This window comes from Streptomyces sp. NPDC050842 (genome assembly GCF_044456565.1).
Lineage (GTDB): Bacteria > Actinomycetota > Actinomycetes > Streptomycetales > Streptomycetaceae > Streptomyces.
In genome coordinates this window covers 422,793-439,422 of the sequence record NZ_JBITGA010000004.1, presented here as the reverse complement: position 1 = coordinate 439,422, position 16,630 = coordinate 422,793, and the positions used below count along the sequence as shown (strand labels likewise).

The window sequence follows — 16,630 nt, the reverse complement described above, 5'->3', positions numbered from 1 at the left end:
AACCCCCACGTGCTTCAGCGAAGGAGCCCGCGTGACCCGCCAGCAGTCCTCGCACCGCCGTACCGTCGTCTCGACCGCCCTCATCGCCTCGGCGGCCATGCTCGTCGTAGGAGTCCAGACCGGATCCGCCAGCGCCGACGCCCAGCGCGAGGCGGGCGCCACCGCACTCGTCCTCACCGGACCGCAGCGCGCCGCGGCCGTCCAGGAGGCGCAGGCGGGAGCCGCCGCCACCGCCAAGGCGATCGGCCTCGCCGACCGCGAGAAGCTGCTCGTCCGGGACGTCGTCAAGGACGCCGACGGCACGGTCCACACGCGCTACGAGCGCACGTACGAAGGTCTGCCGGTCCTGGGCGGCGATCTGGTCGTCCACCAGAAGAAGAACGGCTCGCGCGCGACGACGAAGGCCACCGGCGCCCGAATATCGGTGCCGACGACCGAGGCCGAGGCCCCGGCGGCGACGGCGAGGAGCACGGCCCGCAAGGTGATCTGGGCAGCCACCGGAAAGCCGACGCTCGCCTGGGAGACGACCGTCACGGGCACCCAGCCGGACGGCACCCCGAGCGAGCGCCACGTGATCACCGACGCCGCCACGGGCAAGGAGCTCTACTCCTACGAGGCGATCGAGACGGGCACCGGCAACACCCAGTACAGCGGCCAGGTCACGCTCGGCACGGCGCCCTCGTACACCCTCACGGACGCGACGCGCGGCGGCCACAAGACGTACGACCTCAACGGCGGCACCAACGGCACCGGCTCCCTCTTCACCAACGGCACGGACACCTGGGGCAACGGCCTGGCGACGAACCGGGAGACCGCCGCCGCGGACGCCCACTACGGTGCGGCCGTCACCTGGGACTTCTACAAGAACGAACTGGGCCGCAACGGCATCCGCGGAGACGGCGTCGCCGCCTACTCGCGCGTCCACTACGGCAACGCGTACGTCAACGCCTTCTGGTCGGACTCCTGCTTCTGCATGACGTACGGCGACGGCGCGGGCAACCTCAAGCCCCTCACCTCCCTCGACGTCGCGGGCCACGAGATGTCCCACGGCCTGACCGCCGCCACCGCGAACCTCCGCTACAGCAAGGAGTCGGGCGGCCTCAACGAGGCCACCTCCGACATCCTGGGCACCTCGGTCGAGTTCTACGCGGGCAGCGCCACCGACGCCGGCGACTACCTCATCGGCGAGAAGATCGACATCCGCGGCAACGGCACCCCGCTCCGCTACATGGACAAGCCCAGCAAGGACGGCAACTCCGCCGACTACTGGTCCAGCTCGGTCGGTCGCCTCGACGTCCACTACTCCTCGGGCCCGGCGAACCACTTCTTCTACCTGCTCGCCGAAGGCAGCGGCACGAAGACGATCAACGGCGTGGTCCACTCCTCCGCGACCTACGACGGCTCCACCCTCGCGGGCATCGGCCGCCAGAAGGCCTACAAGATCTGGTACAAGGCCCTCTCCACCTACATGACCTCCTCCACCAACTACGCGGGCGCCCGCACGGCCACCCTCTCGGCAGCCACGGACCTCTACGGCGCAACGAGCCCGGAGTACACGGCGGTCGCCAAGGCCTGGACGGCGATCAACGTCAAGTAACCCGCACCTCACCGAGACACCCCAGGGCCGCCCGGCACCACGCACCTGCCGGGCGGCCCCGCCGCTTCGCCCCGGCGGAACGCAGCTCCTCGTAGGCGGCGTTGACGTCCGCGACCCGCAGGGGCTCAGCCCTGCACCCGCCCGCACATACAACAAGACCCCGTTCTCAGCGTTTCCGCTGATCACGGGGTCTGTGTGGCACTTCTTGCGAAGTGCCCCCGGCAGGATTCGAACCTGCGCACACGGCTCCGGAGGCCGTTGCTCTATCCCCTGAGCTACGGGGGCGTCCGCCGCGTTCGGCGGCGACGGGTAGAACCCTACCAGCTCGTCGGGCGTGCCTGTGAACAGGTATTTCCGTGGTGTCACCAGGCGCTGGGTCCCTCGCACGGGTCGGAAGTGGGCAAAACCCGGACGCAGCCCCTCGGGGCGTCCTACTCTCATTCGTGTGTCAGGCGTGTCCGGTCGGGTGCTCGTTGTCGACGACAACAAGGTGATCCGGCAGTTGATCAGGGTCAATCTCGAACTCGAGGGGTTCGAGGTCGTGACCGCGGCCGATGGTGCCGAGTGTCTGGATGTCGTACATCAGGTCTGTCCTGATGTCGTCACCCTGGACGTCGTCATGCCCCGCTTGGACGGGATCAAGACGGCCGAGCGGCTGCGCGCCGATCCGCGGACCAGACATCTGCCGGTGGCGATCATCAGCGCCTGCGGTGAACACGAGGCGGCCGGTGGGGTCGGTTCCGGTGTCGACGCCTTTCTCGCCAAGCCCTTCGAGCCCTCCGAGCTCGTCCGTGTCGTACGGCAGTTGATGCACCACGAGCGCCGGGAGCGCCGGGAGGCCACCGGGCCGGACGGGGGAGAGGAGCCGCCCGCAGATGACGGGCGGCAGGACTCCCGGCAGGACACCACTCGGGAGGACGCGCGGCAGGACGCGCGGGATCAATCCCGGCGCCTCGGGAGTGCGCCCGGCGCTCACTGAGGAGTGCGTGGGCGGGATCCGGGTGCCCGCATGGCGAAACCGGTTCGCGTTCGGACCCCCCTCCTCCCCTACGCTTGTCCCGTGACCCCCGCGGACCTCTCCCTCACCGTGCTGCACGCCGTGCGCCGTGCGGTCGACGATGGTGCGCTGCGGGTCGAGGTGCCCCCGCGGGTCAAGGTCGAGCGGGCCCGGCCCGGCGGCTCCGGGGAGTACGCCAGTAACGTCGCGCTCACGCTTGCCAGGTCCGCCGGACGCAGTGCGCGTGAGGTCGCCGGAATCATCGAGGAACGGCTCCGTGATGCTCCCGGGCTCCGCGGTGTCGAGATCACCGGGCCCGGGTTCCTGAACTTCAGCCTTCGTGGTGATGCGGGGAGTGAGCTCGTTCGTACGATCCTCTGCGGCGGAGCCTCGTACGGGCATGGTGACGTCCTCGCCGGCACCACCGTCCGCTTCGCCGAGGTGACAGAGTCGCGCGGCGTCCTCGTGACCGACGTCGTCGTCCGGCTGCTGCGTTCCCAGGGAGCCGATGTCGGCTTCGGGGGGAGCGAGCGGGTGTACGTCCATCCCGGGGCGTACGAAGAGGAGACGCTCGGGCGCGACGCCGCCCGGTGGGCCCTCCTGCGGGCCGCGCCGCACGACCGGCCCCTCGACGGGGCGCCCCTCCTCGCCCAGCACGAGCGCAACTCCCTCTTCCGGGTGCGCTACGCGTACTCGCGGGTGCGGAGGATGCTCGTCAACGGGGAGCAGCTCGGCGTCAGCCCCGCCTGCGAGGTTCCCGTCGACGCGCCCGAACTTCTCGGCGCCCTCGGCGACCACCCCGTCGTCCTCCTCGCCGCCGCCCGCCACCGCGCCCCCGACCGGGTCGCCCGGCACCTGGAAGCCATCGCCGACGCGCTGCTCGCGTTCCAGCACACCGTTCTGCCGCTCGGCGACGAGAAACCCTCGGCCGCCCACCGCTCCCGGCTGGCGCTCGCCGAAGCCGCCGGGACGGTGCTCGCCGGTGGCCTCTCCGTGCTCGGCATCAGCGCACCCGACCGGATCTGAAAGAGCAGAAGAACAGACATGAGCCGTTCCGCCCACCCCGCAGGGCCCCGCCACGCAGACGTCCTCACCGAGGGCCACTACTCCGCGCCGCCCGCCGACCTCAACGTCCTCGACCCGAAGGTCTGGGCCAGGACCGTCAGCCGGGACGAGCGGGGGGTCGTCACCGTCGGCGGGATCGGGGTCGACGCGCTCGCCGAGGAGTTCGGCACGCCCGCCTACTTCCTCGACGAGACCGACTTCCGCGCCCGCTGCCGTGCCTGGGCCGACGCCTTCGGCACGGACGCCGACGTGTTCTACGCCGGCAAGGCGTTCCTCTCCCGGGCCATCGTGCGATGGCTGAAGGAGGAGGGGCTGAATCTTGACGTGTGTTCGGGGGGCGAGCTCACCACCGCGCTGTCCGCCGGCATGCCCGCCGAGCGCATCGCCTTCCACGGCAACAACAAGAGCGAGGACGAGATCCGCACGGCCGTCGAGGCCGGTGTCGGGCGCATCGTGCTCGACTCCTTCCAGGAGATCGTGCGGGTCGCGCACATCGCCCAGTCGCTCGGCAAGCGGCAGCGGGTGCAGATCCGGGTCACCGTCGGCGTCGAGGCCCACACGCACGAGTTCATCGCCACCGCGCACGAGGACCAGAAGTTCGGCATCGCGCTCGCCGGGGGACAGGCCGCCGAAGCCGTGCGCCGCGCGCTGAAGCTCGACGGGCTCGAGCTCATCGGCATCCACTCGCACATCGGGTCGCAGATCTTCGACATGGCCGGCTTCGAAGTGTCCGCGCGGCGCGTCGTCCAGCTGCTCGCCGAAGTACGTGACGAGCACGGCGTCGAGCTGCCCGAGATCGACCTCGGCGGCGGCCTCGGCATCGCGTACACCTCCGACGACGACCCGCGCGAGCCGCACGAGATCGCCAAGGCGCTCGGCGAGATCGTGACGCGGGAGTGCGAGTCCGCCGGTCTCGCCACGCCTCGCATCTCCGTCGAGCCCGGGCGCGCCATCGTCGGGCCGACCGCCTTCACGCTCTACCGGGTCGGCACCATCAAGCCCCTTGAAGGGCTGCGGACGTACGTGAGCGTCGACGGCGGCATGTCGGACAACATCCGCACCGCCCTGTACGACGCCGAGTACAGCGTCAGCCTCGTCTCGCGGACCAGCGACGCCGAGCCGATGCTCTCCCGGGTCGTCGGCAAGCACTGCGAGAGCGGTGACATCGTCGTACGGGACGCGTTCCTGCCGGCCGACCTGGCGCCCGGCGACCTCATCGCCGTGCCCGCCACCGGCGCGTACTGCCGCTCCATGGCCAGCAACTACAACCACGCGCTCCGGCCGCCCGTCGTCGCCGTCCGCGACGGCGAGGCCCGTGTGATCGTCCGGCGCGAGACGGAGGAAGATCTCCTGCGCCTCGACGTCGGGTGATGAAATAGTCGAGTAATAGTCGAGTGATGAAATAGATGTCTCAGGATCCGGACAGGGGGCGGAAACCCCCGTCCGGTGAGTGAGACTGGTTCCACCGTAGAAATACGAACGTAGAGATACGAAGCAGAAGTACGAGAAAGAGGTCGGATGATGCGTACGCGTCCGCTGAAGGTGGCGCTGCTGGGCTGTGGAGTGGTCGGCTCAGAGGTGGCGCGCATCATGACGACGCACGCCGACGACCTCGCCGCGCGCATCGGCGCCCCGGTCGAGCTCGCCGGCGTCGCCGTCCGCCGCCCGGACAAGGTCCGCGGGGGCATCCCGGCCGAGCTGATCACCACCGACGCGACCGCCCTCGTCAAACGGGGCGACATCGACGTCGTCGTCGAGGTCATCGGCGGGATCGAGCCCGCCCGCACCCTCATCACCACCGCCTTCGAGCACGGCGCCTCCGTGGTCTCCGCGAACAAGGCGCTCCTCGCGCAGGACGGCGCGACGCTCTACGCCGCCGCCCAGCAGCACGGGCAGGACCTGTACTACGAAGCCGCCGTCGCGGGGGCCATTCCCCTCATCCGGCCGCTCCGCGAGTCGCTCGCCGGCGACAAGATCAACCGCGTGATGGGCATCGTCAACGGCACGACGAACTTCATCCTCGACAAGATGGACACGTCGGGAGCCGGATACAGCGAGGCGCTCGACGAGGCCACCGCCCTCGGGTACGCCGAGGCCGACCCGACCGCCGACGTCGAGGGCTTCGACGCGGCCGCCAAGGCCGCCATCCTCGCCGGGATCGCCTTCCACACGCGCGTGCGTCTCGACGACGTCTACCGCGAGGGCATGACCGAGGTCACCGCCGCCGACTTCGCCTCGGCGAAGCAGATGGGCTGCACCGTCAAGCTCCTCGCGATCTGCGAGCGGGCCGCCGACGGCGAGTCCGTCACCGCGCGCGTGCACCCGGCGATGATCCCGCTGAGCCACCCGCTGGCCTCCGTCCGCGAGGCGTACAACGCGGTCTTCGTCGAGGCCGACGCCGCCGGTCAGCTCATGTTCTACGGCCCCGGCGCCGGCGGCGCCCCGACGGCCTCGGCCGTCCTCGGCGACCTCGTCGCCGTGTGCCGCAACAAGCTCAACGAGGCCACCGGCCCCGGCGAGTCCGCGTACACCCAGCTGCCCGTGAGCCCCATGGGCGACGTGGTGACGCGGTACCACATCAGCCTCGACGTGGCCGACAAGCCGGGCGTCCTCGCCCAGGTCGCGACGGTCTTCGCCGAGCACGGCGTGTCGATCGACACGGTCCGCCAGCAGGGAAAGGACGGCGAGGCCTCTCTCGTCGTCGTCACCCACCGCGCGCACGACGCCGCCCTCTCCGGGACCGTCGACGCGCTGCGGAAGCTCGACACCGTGCGCGGTGTCGCCAGCATCATGCGTGTTGAAGGGGAGTAAAGGACCCATGACCAGCAAGGGCACCCACCAGTGGCGCGGCATCATCGAGGAGTACCGGGACCGCCTTCCGGTCACGGACACGACGCCGGTCGTCACGCTCCGTGAGGGCGGCACGCCGCTCGTCCCCGCTCAGGTCCTCTCCGAGCGCACGGGCTGCGAGGTGCACCTCAAGGTCGAGGGCGCCAACCCCACCGGCTCCTTCAAGGACCGGGGCATGACCATGGCCATCACGAGGGCCAAGGAGGAGGGCGCGCAGGCCGTCATCTGCGCCTCCACCGGCAACACCTCCGCCTCGGCGGCGGCCTACGCGGTGCGCGCCGGGATGGTCTGCGCCGTCCTCGTGCCGCAGGGCAAGATCGCGCTCGGCAAGATGGGCCAGGCCCTCGTGCACGGCGCGAAGATCCTCCAGGTCGACGGCAACTTCGACGACTGCCTGACGCTGGCCCGCAGCCTCTCCGAGAACTACCCGGTGGCGCTGGTCAATTCGGTCAACCCGGTCCGCATCGAGGGCCAGAAGACCGCCGCGTTCGAGATCGTGGACATGCTGGGCGACGCGCCCGACATCCACGTCCTGCCCGTGGGCAACGCCGGCAACATCACGGCGTACTGGAAGGGGTACACCGAGTACGCCGCCGACGCCATGTCCACGCACCGGCCGCGCATGTGGGGCTTCCAGGCCTCCGGCTCCGCGCCGCTCGTGCGCGGCGAGATCGTCAAGGACCCGTCGACGATCGCCACCGCGATCCGCATCGGCAACCCGGCCTCCTGGGACTACGCGATCGCCGCGCGCGACGAGTCGGGCGGCTTCATCGACGAGGTGACGGACCGTGAGATCCTGCGCGCCTACCGTCTGTTGGCCGCCCAGGAGGGCGTCTTCGTCGAGCCCGCCTCGGCCGCCTCGGTCGCCGGTCTGCTGAAGGCCGCCGAGCAGGGCAAGGTCGACCCGGGCCAGAGGATCGTCTGCACCGTCACGGGCAATGGCCTGAAGGACCCCGACTGGGCCGTGGCCGGCGCGCCGCAGCCGGTGACCGTCCCGGTCGACGCCGCGGCCGCCGCCGAGCGTCTCGGTCTGGCCTGATCCCACCGCTTCACCCCGCCTCTCGCGCGGGGTGAAGCACTGATCGAAACCCGATCAGGAACGTACATAGGCGCACAGGTTGGCTCGCGACACGCATCGTGCGCCTCCTGTGCGCCCTATGTCGCGACAGAACCTTCCTTCGATAGGCTGTACCGAACCCGCCCCGACGCATATGCGCGGTGTTGTTGCCGTTGTCGCCCCCAAGGCCGAAACGGACCCCGGGTCCCCGTGTACCTGTCGTGAATACCCGCTGTCCGAAACACCCGCGGTCCGCACCACCTTCGGTCCGCACCGTCTTTCGTCCGCAACACCTGCTGTCCGAAACACCGTTGTCGCAATCAAGGAGAGTCATCGAGCGATGGCCGGTCCAGCGTTCCGCGCCGCCGCCGTACGGGTGCGCGTCCCCGCCACCAGCGCCAATCTCGGCCCGGGCTTCGACGCCTTCGGCCTGTCGCTGGGCCTCTACGACGACGTCGTCGTCCGTGTCGCCGACTCGGGGCTGCACGTCGACATCGCCGGCGAGGGTGCCGAGACCCTCCCGCGCGACGAGAGCCACCTGCTCGTACGGTCCCTGCGCACGGCCTTCGACCTGCTCGGCGGGCAGCCGCGCGGCCTCGAGGTCGTCTGCGCCAACCGCATCCCGCACGGCCGCGGCCTCGGCTCCTCCTCCGCCGCCATCTGCGCCGGTATCGTCGCCGCCCGCGCCGTGACCATAGGCGGGGACACGAAGCTCGACGAGGCGGCCCTGCTCGAACTCGCCACCGAGATCGAGGGCCACCCCGACAACGTCGCCGCCTGTCTGCTCGGCGGATTCACGCTCGCCTGGACCGAGTCCGGAGCCGCGCGGGCGATCAGGATGGATCCCTCGGATTCCATCGTTCCGGTGGTTTTCGTTCCCGGAAAGCCCGTACTGACCGAGACCGCCCGCGGACTTCTGCCGCGCACCGTCCCGCACGTTGACGCCGCATCCAACGCCGGGCGCGCCGCGCTCCTCGTCGAGGCCCTGACCCGTCGCCCGGAGCTGCTGCTCGCGGCCACCGAGGACCGGCTGCACCAGGAGTACCGGGCCCCCGCGATGCCGGAGAGCATCGCTCTTGTGAACCGACTGCGCGCGGACGGCGTCCCCGCGGTCATCTCCGGCGCGGGCCCCACGGTGCTCGCGCTGGCCGAACACGGGACGGCCGACAAGGTCGCCCGACTGGCGGGCGAGGGCTGGGCCGCGAACCGGCTCGACCTCGACGCGTCCGGAGCGAGCGTGCTGCCACTGGCGCCCTAGGGCGCGGCGGCGGGGGGCGCCGGGCAGCGCCCCTCCCCGCAGTGCTCCGGACACGAGATTGCCGGTGAGGGAGAGGGGGAATGTTTGTCGGAGCCGGTAGTGTTAACCTCAAGTCAGCACCCGGCGCCTTTGTGGCGCGGTGCTGAGTGTCCCCATCAGGGACCACCGATTCTTCCGGGAGCCTCCCCAACTGCCTGAGCAGCCTGCCTGAGCAGTTTCGAGCACGCTCCGGAACCGGCACGACACCCCTCGCTCTTTCGCAGTGAGGGCCGAGCAGTGGGGCGCTCGGGCCGGACCCACAGCACGTTTCTCTCTCCGCCGTACCCGGCGGGACCACCGCCCCGGACACGGTCCACAAGCCAGGACCCTGCCGGACAGCACAACCGGTCGCCGAGCCAGATGGCCGACGTCCGCTCCAGGGAAGGACCCTTCGTGAGCGACACCACCGATCTGATGGGCGTGACTGCCGACAACAGTGTCGACACCGCCGCGCCCGCCGCAGGTGCTGCCACCGGCGGCACCGCACGGCGCCGCCGCTCCGGCACCGGCCTCGACGGCATGGTCCTGGCCGAGCTGCAGCAGGTCGCGTCCGGCCTCGGCATCAGGGGCACCGCGCGTATGCGCAAGAGCCAGCTGATCGAGGTCATCAAGGAGGCGCAGGCCGGTGGCGGCAACGCCGCCCCCGCCAAGACCGCCGAGGCCGCTGAGACCAAGCCGAAGCGCCGCGCCACCTCCAAGACCCGTACGGGCGAGACCGCGGCCGAGGCCGCCGCGCCCCAGGCGGAGAAGGCCGAGAAGGCCGTCGCCCAGCAGCAGATCGACATCCCGGGTCAGCCTGCCAGTGACGACCAGCCGGCCGGTGAGCGCCGTCGTCGTCGCGCCACCGCCCCCGCCGGTTCGCCGGAGGGCGAGGCCAAGGCCGAGGCCGCCCAGGTCGTCAAGACCGAGGCCCGCGCCGAGACCCGTACCGAGGTCAAGGCCGACACGCAGGCCGACGCCAAGGCCGAGGGTGCCGTCGACGGCGCCGAGGGCCGAGGCCGCCGTGACCGCGGCGAGCGCGGCGAGCGCGGGGAGCGTGGCGAGCGCCGCGACCGCCGCGACCGTCAGCGCGACCGCGGCAAGGGCGACGAGCAGCAGGGCGGTGGCCAGGGCGGCCAGCGCCAGCGTCAGGGCGGCCAGGGTCAGGGCCAGCAGGGCCAGGGTCAGAGCCAGGGCCAGGGCCAGGGTCAGGGTCAGCAGGGTGGCCAGCAGTCCGGCCCCCAGGACGACTTCGACGAGGACGGTGGCCGTCGTGGCCGTCGCGGTCGCTACCGCGACCGTCGTGGCCGTCGTGGCCGTGACGACTTCCAGGCCGGCGAGCCGCAGGTCTCCGACGACGACGTCCTGATCCCCGTCGCGGGCATCCTCGACATCCTCGACAACTACGCGTTCATCCGGACCTCGGGCTACCTGCCCGGCCCGAACGACGTGTACGTCTCCCTCGCCCAGGTCCGCAAGAACGGCCTGCGCAAGGGTGACCACGTCACCGGTGCCGTGCGTCAGCCGAAGGACGGCGAGCGCCGCGAGAAGTTCAACGCGCTGGTCCGCCTGGACTCCGCGAACGGCATGGCGGCCGACTCCGGCCGCGGCCGCCCGGAGTTCAACAAGCTGACCCCGCTCTACCCGCAGGACCGGCTCCGTCTGGAGACCGACCCGGGCGTCCTGACGACCCGGATCATCGACCTCGTCGCGCCGATCGGCAAGGGCCAGCGCGGTCTGATCGTGGCCCCGCCGAAGACCGGCAAGACCATGATCATGCAGGCGATCGCCAACGCGATCACGGTCAACAACCCCGAGTGCCACCTGATGGTCGTCCTGGTCGACGAGCGTCCGGAAGAGGTCACCGACATGCAGCGGTCGGTCAAGGGCGAGGTCATCTCCTCGACCTTCGACCGTCCGGCCGAGGACCACACGACGGTCGCCGAGCTGGCCATCGAGCGCGCCAAGCGTCTCGTGGAGCTGGGGCACGACGTCGTCGTCCTGCTCGACTCGATCACCCGCCTGGGCCGCGCGTACAACCTCGCGGCGCCGGCCTCCGGCCGCATCCTGTCCGGTGGTGTCGACTCGACCGCGCTCTACCCGCCGAAGCGCTTCTTCGGTGCCGCGCGCAACATCGAGGACGGCGGCTCGCTGACCATCCTCGCCACCGCGCTCGTCGACACCGGTTCGCGCATGGACGAGGTGATCTTCGAGGAGTTCAAGGGCACCGGCAACATGGAGCTCAAGCTCGACCGGAAGCTCGCCGACAAGCGCATCTTCCCGGCGGTGGACGTCGACGCGTCCGGTACCCGCAAGGAAGAGATCCTGCTCGGCGCCGACGAGCTCGCCGTCACCTGGAAGCTGCGCCGTGTGCTGCACGCGCTCGACCAGCAGCAGGCGATCGAGCTGCTCCTCGACAAGATGAAGCAGACGAAGTCGAACGGCGAGTTCCTGCTCCAGATCCAGAAGACGACGCCTGGCGGCAAGAACGACGACTGACGTGTGACCTGCGTCACACGCGCGTCGCACGACAAGGGCGAGACCCCGGTCTCGTAACCCAGTCGTGACCTGCGTAAACCACTGCGCCCACCGTGCCCCGCACGGTGGGCGCAGTGCGTTGCCCGCCGAAACCTCACAGGTCCGTATGCAACCCTTTTGGGCGCTTCGCCGTCACACATGGTGAACCGAAGGCCCGAGGGAAGACGATGACCGAGCAGAACAACAGCGGCCGAATATCCGGCGCGGGACGCGGCCGCCGCCGCAAGCCGCCCGCGAAGCGCCGACGCCGCCTGACGATCCTCCTGTCGGGGGCCGCCGCGGTCCTCGTCCTGGGCGGGGCCGGACTGGGCTACGTGTACGTCAAGCTCGACGGCAACATCAAGGGCGTCGACATCAACGCCCAGCTCGGCACCGAGCGCCCCGACGACGTCGACAACGGCTCCATGGACATCCTCGTCCTCGGCTCCGACTCCCGCTCCGGCGACAACGCCGCGTACGGCGAGGACGAGGGCGGCGCCCGCTCCGACACCGCGATGATCGTCCACGTCTACGAGGGCCACAAGAAGGCCGGCGTGGTCTCCGTCCCCCGCGACACCCTCGTCGACCGGCCGCAGTGCACCGACGGCAAGGGCACGTCCGTCCCCGGCGAGCAGCGCGCGATGTTCAACACCGCGTACGAGGTCGGCGGCCCGGCCTGCGCCGTCAAGACCGTCGAGGCGATGTCCGGCATCCGCATGGACCACTACATCGAGGTCGACTTCACCGGCTTCAAGAAGCTCATCGACGAACTCGGCGGCGTGGAGATCACCACCACCCAGCCGATCCAGGACTCCAAGAGCCACCTCGACCTCGCCCCGGGCACCCACACCCTCGACGGCGAACAGTCCCTCGGCCTCGTCCGCACCCGCAAGAGCGTCGGCGACGGCAGCGACCTCGGCCGCATCCAGCTCCAGCAGGCCTTCATGAAGGCCTTCATCGACCAGGTCAAGGACGTCGGCGTCCTCACCAACCCGGCGAAGCTCCTCGACCTCGCCGACGCAGCCACCAAGGCCATCACCCCGGACTCCGACCTCGACTCCGTCCAGGAGCTCATGGGCTTCGCCCAGGGCCTCTCCGGAATCGGCCCCCAGAACGTCCACATGGTCACGCTGCCGGTCGAGTACGACCCCGCCGACCCCAACCGCGTCATCCCGCTGGAAGCCCAGTCCCAGCAGGTCTGGACCGCCCTCAAGACCGACAAGCCGATCCCCGCGTCGGCGACGAAGGACGCCGCCACGGGCAAGGCGGACGGCGTCGTGAAGTAGCTCCCCGGACAACCGAGGAATACTTTCGGCCGGACCCCGGTTTGGGGAGATGCGGCCGGTCCTGGCAGACTGGTACGTCGGCCCCGGTTCACGTTGCCCGCAACCCGCGGCGGCGACCCGGTGCCCTCCCGAAACTAGGAGACACCTTGAAGCGCGAGATTCACCCCCAGTACGTCGAGACCCAGGTCAGCTGCACCTGTGGCGCGTCGTTCACCACCCGGAGCACGCTGACCGAGGGCACCATCCGTGCCGAGGTCTGCTCCGAGTGCCACCCGTTCTACACGGGCAAGCAGAAGATCCTCGACACCGGCGGCCGCGTGGCCCGCTTCGAGGCCCGCTTCGGCAAGGCCGGCTCCGCCGCGAAGTAGCGAGCCCCTGCGCCGGTCCACGGTCGCCCCGCGCGGGTGGCCGGGACCGGCGCTTTGCCGTCCCCGTAGCAACTGACGAAAACCCAGGAGCCCCCGATGTTCGAGGCGGTCGAGGAACTGGTCGGCGAACACGCCGATCTCGAGACGAAGCTCGCGGACCCTTCGGTCCACGCCGATCAGGCGAACGCGCGCAAGCTGAACAAGCGCTACGCCGAGCTGACCCCGATCGTCGCCACCTACCGCTCCTGGAAGCAGACCGGTGACGACATCGAGACGGCCCGCGAGTTCGCGCACGACGATCCCGACTTCGCCGCCGAGGTCAAGCTGCTGGACAAGCAGCGGGAGGAGCTCACCGAGAAGCTCCGCCTCCTGCTCGTCCCGCGCGACCCCAGCGACGACAAGGACGTCATCCTGGAGATCAAGGCGGGCGCCGGCGGCGACGAGTCCGCCCTCTTCGCCGGCGACCTGCTCCGCATGTACCTCCGGTACGCCGAGCGCGTCGGCTGGAAGACCGAGATCATCGACGCCACGGAGTCCGAGCTCGGCGGCTACAAGGACGTCCAGGTCGCCGTGAAGACCAAGGGCGGCAACGGCGCCACCGAGCCCGGCCAGGGCGTCTGGGCGCGCCTGAAGTACGAGGGCGGCGTCCACCGCGTGCAGCGCGTGCCCGCGACCGAGTCCGCCGGCCGCATCCACACCTCCGCCGCCGGCGTGCTCGTCACGCCCGAGGCCGAGGAGGTCGAGGTCGAGATCGTCGCCAACGACCTGCGCATCGACGTCTACCGCTCGTCGGGCCCCGGCGGCCAGTCGGTCAACACCACCGACTCCGCCGTCCGCATCACCCACCTGCCGACCGGCATCGTCGCCTCCTGCCAGAACGAGAAGAGCCAGCTCCAGAACAAGGAGCAGGCCATGCGTATCCTGCGCTCCCGGCTGCTCGCCGCCGCGCAGGAGGAGGCCGAGTCCAAGGCCGCCGACGCCCGTCGCAGCCAGGTCCGTACCGTCGACCGCTCCGAGAAGATCCGGACGTACAACTTCCCGGAGAACCGCATCTCGGACCACCGCGTCGGCTTCAAGGCGTACAACTTGGACCAGGTGCTCGACGGCGACCTGGACGCGATGATCCAGGCGTGTGTCGACGCCGACTCGGCCGCCAAGCTGGCCGCGGCGTAAGTTCCGTAAGCCCCACCCCGCACCACGGAGGACCAGCGTGAACCTGCTGCTTGCCGAGGTGGCCCAGGCCACCCAGCGGCTGGCCGACGCCGGCGTGCCCTCACCGCGTTTCGACGCGGAGGAGCTCGCCGCGTTCGTGCACGGCGTCAAGCGGGGGGAGCTGCACAACGTCAAGGACGCGGACTTCGACGCCCGCTACTGGGAGACGATCGCCCGCCGCGAGGCCCGCGAACCGCTCCAGCACATCACCGGCCGGGCGTTCTTCCGCTACCTGGAGCTCCAGGTGGGGCCCGGCGTCTTCGTGCCCCGCCCCGAGACCGAGTCGGTCGTCGGCTGGGCCATAGACGCCGTACGCGCCATGGACGTCGTCGAACCGCTCATCGTCGACCTCTGCACCGGCTCCGGGGCCATCGCCCTCGCCATGGCGCAGGAGGTCCCGCGCTCGCGCGTGCACGCGGTGGAGCTCTCCGACGACGCCCTCGTCTGGACCCGGAAGAACGCCGAGGGCTCCCGCGTCACCGTCCACCAGGGCGACGCGCTGAGGGCCCTCCCGGAGCTGGACGGCCAGGTCGACCTGGTCATCTCCAACCCGCCGTACATCCCGCTCACCGAGTGGGAGTACGTGGCACCCGAGGCCCGCGACCACGACCCGGAGATGGCCCTCTTCTCCGGCGAGGACGGCCTCGACACCATCCGCGGCATCGAGCGCACCGCCCACCGGCTCCTCCGCCCCGGCGGCCTCGTCGTCATCGAGCACGCGGACACCCAGGGCGGGCAGGTGCCGTGGATCTTCAACGAAGAGGCCGGCTGGGCCGACGCCGCCGACCACCCGGACCTGAACAACCGGCCGCGCTTCGCGACCGCCCGCAAGGCGATGCCATGACCGGCACGACTGCCATGACGAACCACGCGTACGAGGAGGCCGGGAACTGATGGCACGGCGATACGACTGCAACGAGGCCACCGATCGTGTGACCGGTCTGCGCGAGGCCGCGTCCGCCGTCCGCCGGGGCGAACTGGTCGTGCTGCCCACCGACACCGTGTACGGGATCGGGGCGGACGCCTTCAGCAGCGAGGCCGTCGCGGACCTCCTGGCCGCCAAGGGCCGGGGCCGCAACATGCCCACGCCCGTGCTCATCGGCTCCCCGAACACCCTGCACGGCCTGGTCACGGACTTCTCCGAGCACGCCTGGGAGCTCGTCGACGCCTTCTGGCCCGGCGCGCTCACCCTCGTCGCCAAGCACCAGCCCTCCCTCCAGTGGGACCTGGGCGACACGCGGGGCACCGTCGCCATCCGCATGCCGCTGCACCCGGTCGCCATCGAGCTGCTCACCGAGGTCGGCCCGATGGCCGTCTCGTCGGCGAACCTCACCGGTCACCCGTCCCCGGAGGACTGCGACGCGGCCCAGCAGATGCTCGGCGACTCCGTCTCCGTCTACCTCGACGGCGGCCCGACGCCCGGCATCGTCCCGTCCTCCATCGTCGACGTCACGGGCAAGGTGCCGGTGCTGCTGCGCGAGGGCGCGCTGTCCCCGGAGGAGCTCCGGAAGGTCGTACCCGACCTCGAGGTGGCACATTGACCGCCCCTGAGGGGCGTGGCATAGCGGGGTTCGACGACAGCAGCACCTTCCGCATCCTCCACGTCAGCACCGGCAACGTCTGCCGCTCGCCGATCACCGAGCGGCTGACCCGCCATGCCCTGTGCGACCGCCTCGGCGACCCTCTCGGCGGCGGCCTGATCGTGGAGAGCGCGGGCACGTGGGGCCACGAGGGCGCCCCCATGGAGGCCAACGCCGAACTGGTCCTCGCCGACTTCGGCGCGGACTACAGCGGCTTCGTGGGGCGCGAGCTCCTCGACGAGCACGTCATCCGCGCGGACCTGGTCCTCACGGCGACCCGCGACCACCGCGCCCAGGTCATCTCGATGGGCCACTCGGCGGGCCTGCGCACCTTCACCCTGAAGGAGTTCACCCGCCTGGTCCGCGCGATCGACCCCGCGACGCTCCCGGACCCGCGCGACGAGGGCATGGTCGAACGCGCCCGCTCTCTGGTCCGCGCTGCCGCGGCTCTACGCGGGTGGCTCCTCGCCCCCTCGGTCGACGCGGACGAGGTCAACGACCCGTACGGCGCCCCGATCACCTTCTTCCGCTCGATCGGCGACGAGATCAACCAGGCACTGGATCCTGTGGTGACGGCGCTGACGGGTGTCGCGTCGCGCGATTGACGTCTGCCGGGTGCCAGGTCCGGCGGTCGGAGGCCGCCGCAGCGGCCCGACGCCGGGGAGGCCCTCTTGGGGCCGAGCGGTGCGAGGGGCGCGTCGAGAAGAGGGGCTCAACCAGGCACTGGACCCTGTGGTGACGGCGCTGACGGGTGTCGCGTCGCGCGATTGACGTCTGCCGGGTGCCAGGTCCGGCGGTCGGAGGCCGCCGCAGCGGCCCGACGCC

14 protein-coding genes and 1 tRNA gene are annotated in these 16,630 nt (G+C 70.8%); 14 read left to right on the top strand and 1 reads right to left on the bottom strand.

All coding sequences use genetic code 11. The annotated features are described in order from the left end of the window. The first annotated feature begins 97 nt into the window (after positions 1-97). Complete coding sequence (locus tag ACIBG6_RS15055) at positions 98-1,597, top strand: M4 family metallopeptidase (RefSeq protein ID WP_399223365.1); 1,500 nt, start codon at positions 98-100, stop codon at positions 1,595-1,597. A 213-nt stretch (positions 1,598-1,810) separates the two neighbouring features. Here ACIBG6_RS15055 and ACIBG6_RS15050 read toward each other — a convergent pair. Next, positions 1,811-1,882: transfer RNA gene (locus tag ACIBG6_RS15050), tRNA-Arg, on the bottom strand. Between the two features lie 160 nt (positions 1,883-2,042). Here ACIBG6_RS15050 and ACIBG6_RS15045 point away from each other — a divergent pair. From ACIBG6_RS15045 to ACIBG6_RS14985, 13 genes are all read left to right on the top strand, one after another. Further along, on the top strand, positions 2,043-2,576 hold the full coding sequence (locus ACIBG6_RS15045; protein ID WP_399223017.1) for a response regulator: 534 nt from the start codon (positions 2,043-2,045) through the stop codon (positions 2,574-2,576). An 81-nt stretch (positions 2,577-2,657) separates the two neighbouring features. Beyond that, a complete protein-coding gene (gene nrtL, locus ACIBG6_RS15040; RefSeq protein WP_399223015.1) occupies positions 2,658-3,620 on the top strand; it encodes an ArgS-related anticodon-binding protein NrtL in 963 nt (320 codons plus the stop codon). Positions 3,621-3,638: 18 nt separating this feature from the next. Continuing rightward, the gene (lysA, locus tag ACIBG6_RS15035) at positions 3,639-5,030 is read left to right on the top strand and encodes a diaminopimelate decarboxylase (protein ID WP_399223014.1); all 1,392 of its coding nucleotides are present in this window, start codon (positions 3,639-3,641) and stop codon (positions 5,028-5,030) included. 147 nt (positions 5,031-5,177) lie between these two features. Further along, positions 5,178-6,470 carry a homoserine dehydrogenase gene (locus ACIBG6_RS15030; protein WP_399223013.1) on the top strand — a complete coding sequence of 431 codons (1,293 nt, stop codon included), beginning with the start codon at positions 5,178-5,180 and terminating at the stop codon, positions 6,468-6,470. Between the two features lie 7 nt (positions 6,471-6,477). After that, positions 6,478-7,548: a threonine synthase gene (gene thrC, locus ACIBG6_RS15025; RefSeq protein WP_399223012.1), complete on the top strand. Its 1,071-nt coding sequence runs from the start codon at positions 6,478-6,480 to the stop codon at positions 7,546-7,548. Between the two features lie 358 nt (positions 7,549-7,906). Further along, a complete protein-coding gene (thrB, locus tag ACIBG6_RS15020) occupies positions 7,907-8,824 on the top strand; it encodes a homoserine kinase (RefSeq protein WP_399223011.1) in 918 nt (305 codons plus the stop codon). Between the two features lie 432 nt (positions 8,825-9,256). Beyond that, complete coding sequence (gene rho, locus ACIBG6_RS15015) at positions 9,257-11,341, top strand: transcription termination factor Rho (protein ID WP_399223010.1); 2,085 nt, start codon at positions 9,257-9,259, stop codon at positions 11,339-11,341. 206 nt (positions 11,342-11,547) lie between these two features. Beyond that, positions 11,548-12,645: an LCP family protein gene (locus ACIBG6_RS15010; RefSeq protein ID WP_399223008.1), complete on the top strand. Its 1,098-nt coding sequence runs from the start codon at positions 11,548-11,550 to the stop codon at positions 12,643-12,645. A 146-nt stretch (positions 12,646-12,791) separates the two neighbouring features. Beyond that, positions 12,792-13,013 carry a 50S ribosomal protein L31 gene (gene rpmE / locus ACIBG6_RS15005; protein ID WP_317599147.1) on the top strand — a complete coding sequence of 74 codons (222 nt, stop codon included), beginning with the start codon at positions 12,792-12,794 and terminating at the stop codon, positions 13,011-13,013. A gap of 96 nt (positions 13,014-13,109) precedes the next feature. After that, entirely contained in the window at positions 13,110-14,186 is a 1,077-nt protein-coding gene (prfA, locus tag ACIBG6_RS15000) for a peptide chain release factor 1 (RefSeq protein ID WP_399223007.1), read from the top strand. A gap of 37 nt (positions 14,187-14,223) precedes the next feature. Beyond that, positions 14,224-15,069 carry a peptide chain release factor N(5)-glutamine methyltransferase gene (gene prmC / locus ACIBG6_RS14995; protein WP_399223006.1) on the top strand — a complete coding sequence of 282 codons (846 nt, stop codon included), beginning with the start codon at positions 14,224-14,226 and terminating at the stop codon, positions 15,067-15,069. A 49-nt stretch (positions 15,070-15,118) separates the two neighbouring features. Next, positions 15,119-15,766, top strand: coding sequence for an L-threonylcarbamoyladenylate synthase (locus ACIBG6_RS14990; RefSeq protein WP_024761921.1), 648 nt, complete (start codon positions 15,119-15,121; stop codon positions 15,764-15,766). Next, the gene (locus ACIBG6_RS14985; RefSeq protein WP_399223005.1) at positions 15,763-16,410 is read left to right on the top strand and encodes a protein-tyrosine-phosphatase; all 648 of its coding nucleotides are present in this window, start codon (positions 15,763-15,765) and stop codon (positions 16,408-16,410) included. The genes ACIBG6_RS14990 and ACIBG6_RS14985 overlap by 4 nt, the downstream gene beginning before the upstream one ends. Positions 16,411-16,630: the final 220 nt, after the last annotated feature.

Coding starts and splice junctions, on each gene's coding strand:
- ACIBG6_RS14990 (WP_024761921.1), top strand. CDS start 15,119: ATGGCACGGCGATACGACTGCAACGAGGCCACCGATCGTGTGACCGGT.
- lysA (WP_399223014.1), top strand. CDS start 3,639: ATGAGCCGTTCCGCCCACCCCGCAGGGCCCCGCCACGCAGACGTCCTC.
- thrB (WP_399223011.1), top strand. CDS start 7,907: ATGGCCGGTCCAGCGTTCCGCGCCGCCGCCGTACGGGTGCGCGTCCCC.
- ACIBG6_RS15030 (WP_399223013.1), top strand. CDS start 5,178: ATGATGCGTACGCGTCCGCTGAAGGTGGCGCTGCTGGGCTGTGGAGTG.
- thrC (WP_399223012.1), top strand. CDS start 6,478: ATGACCAGCAAGGGCACCCACCAGTGGCGCGGCATCATCGAGGAGTAC.
- prfA (WP_399223007.1), top strand. CDS start 13,110: ATGTTCGAGGCGGTCGAGGAACTGGTCGGCGAACACGCCGATCTCGAG.
- ACIBG6_RS15010 (WP_399223008.1), top strand. CDS start 11,548: ATGACCGAGCAGAACAACAGCGGCCGAATATCCGGCGCGGGACGCGGC.
- ACIBG6_RS15055 (WP_399223365.1), top strand. CDS start 98: ATGCTCGTCGTAGGAGTCCAGACCGGATCCGCCAGCGCCGACGCCCAG.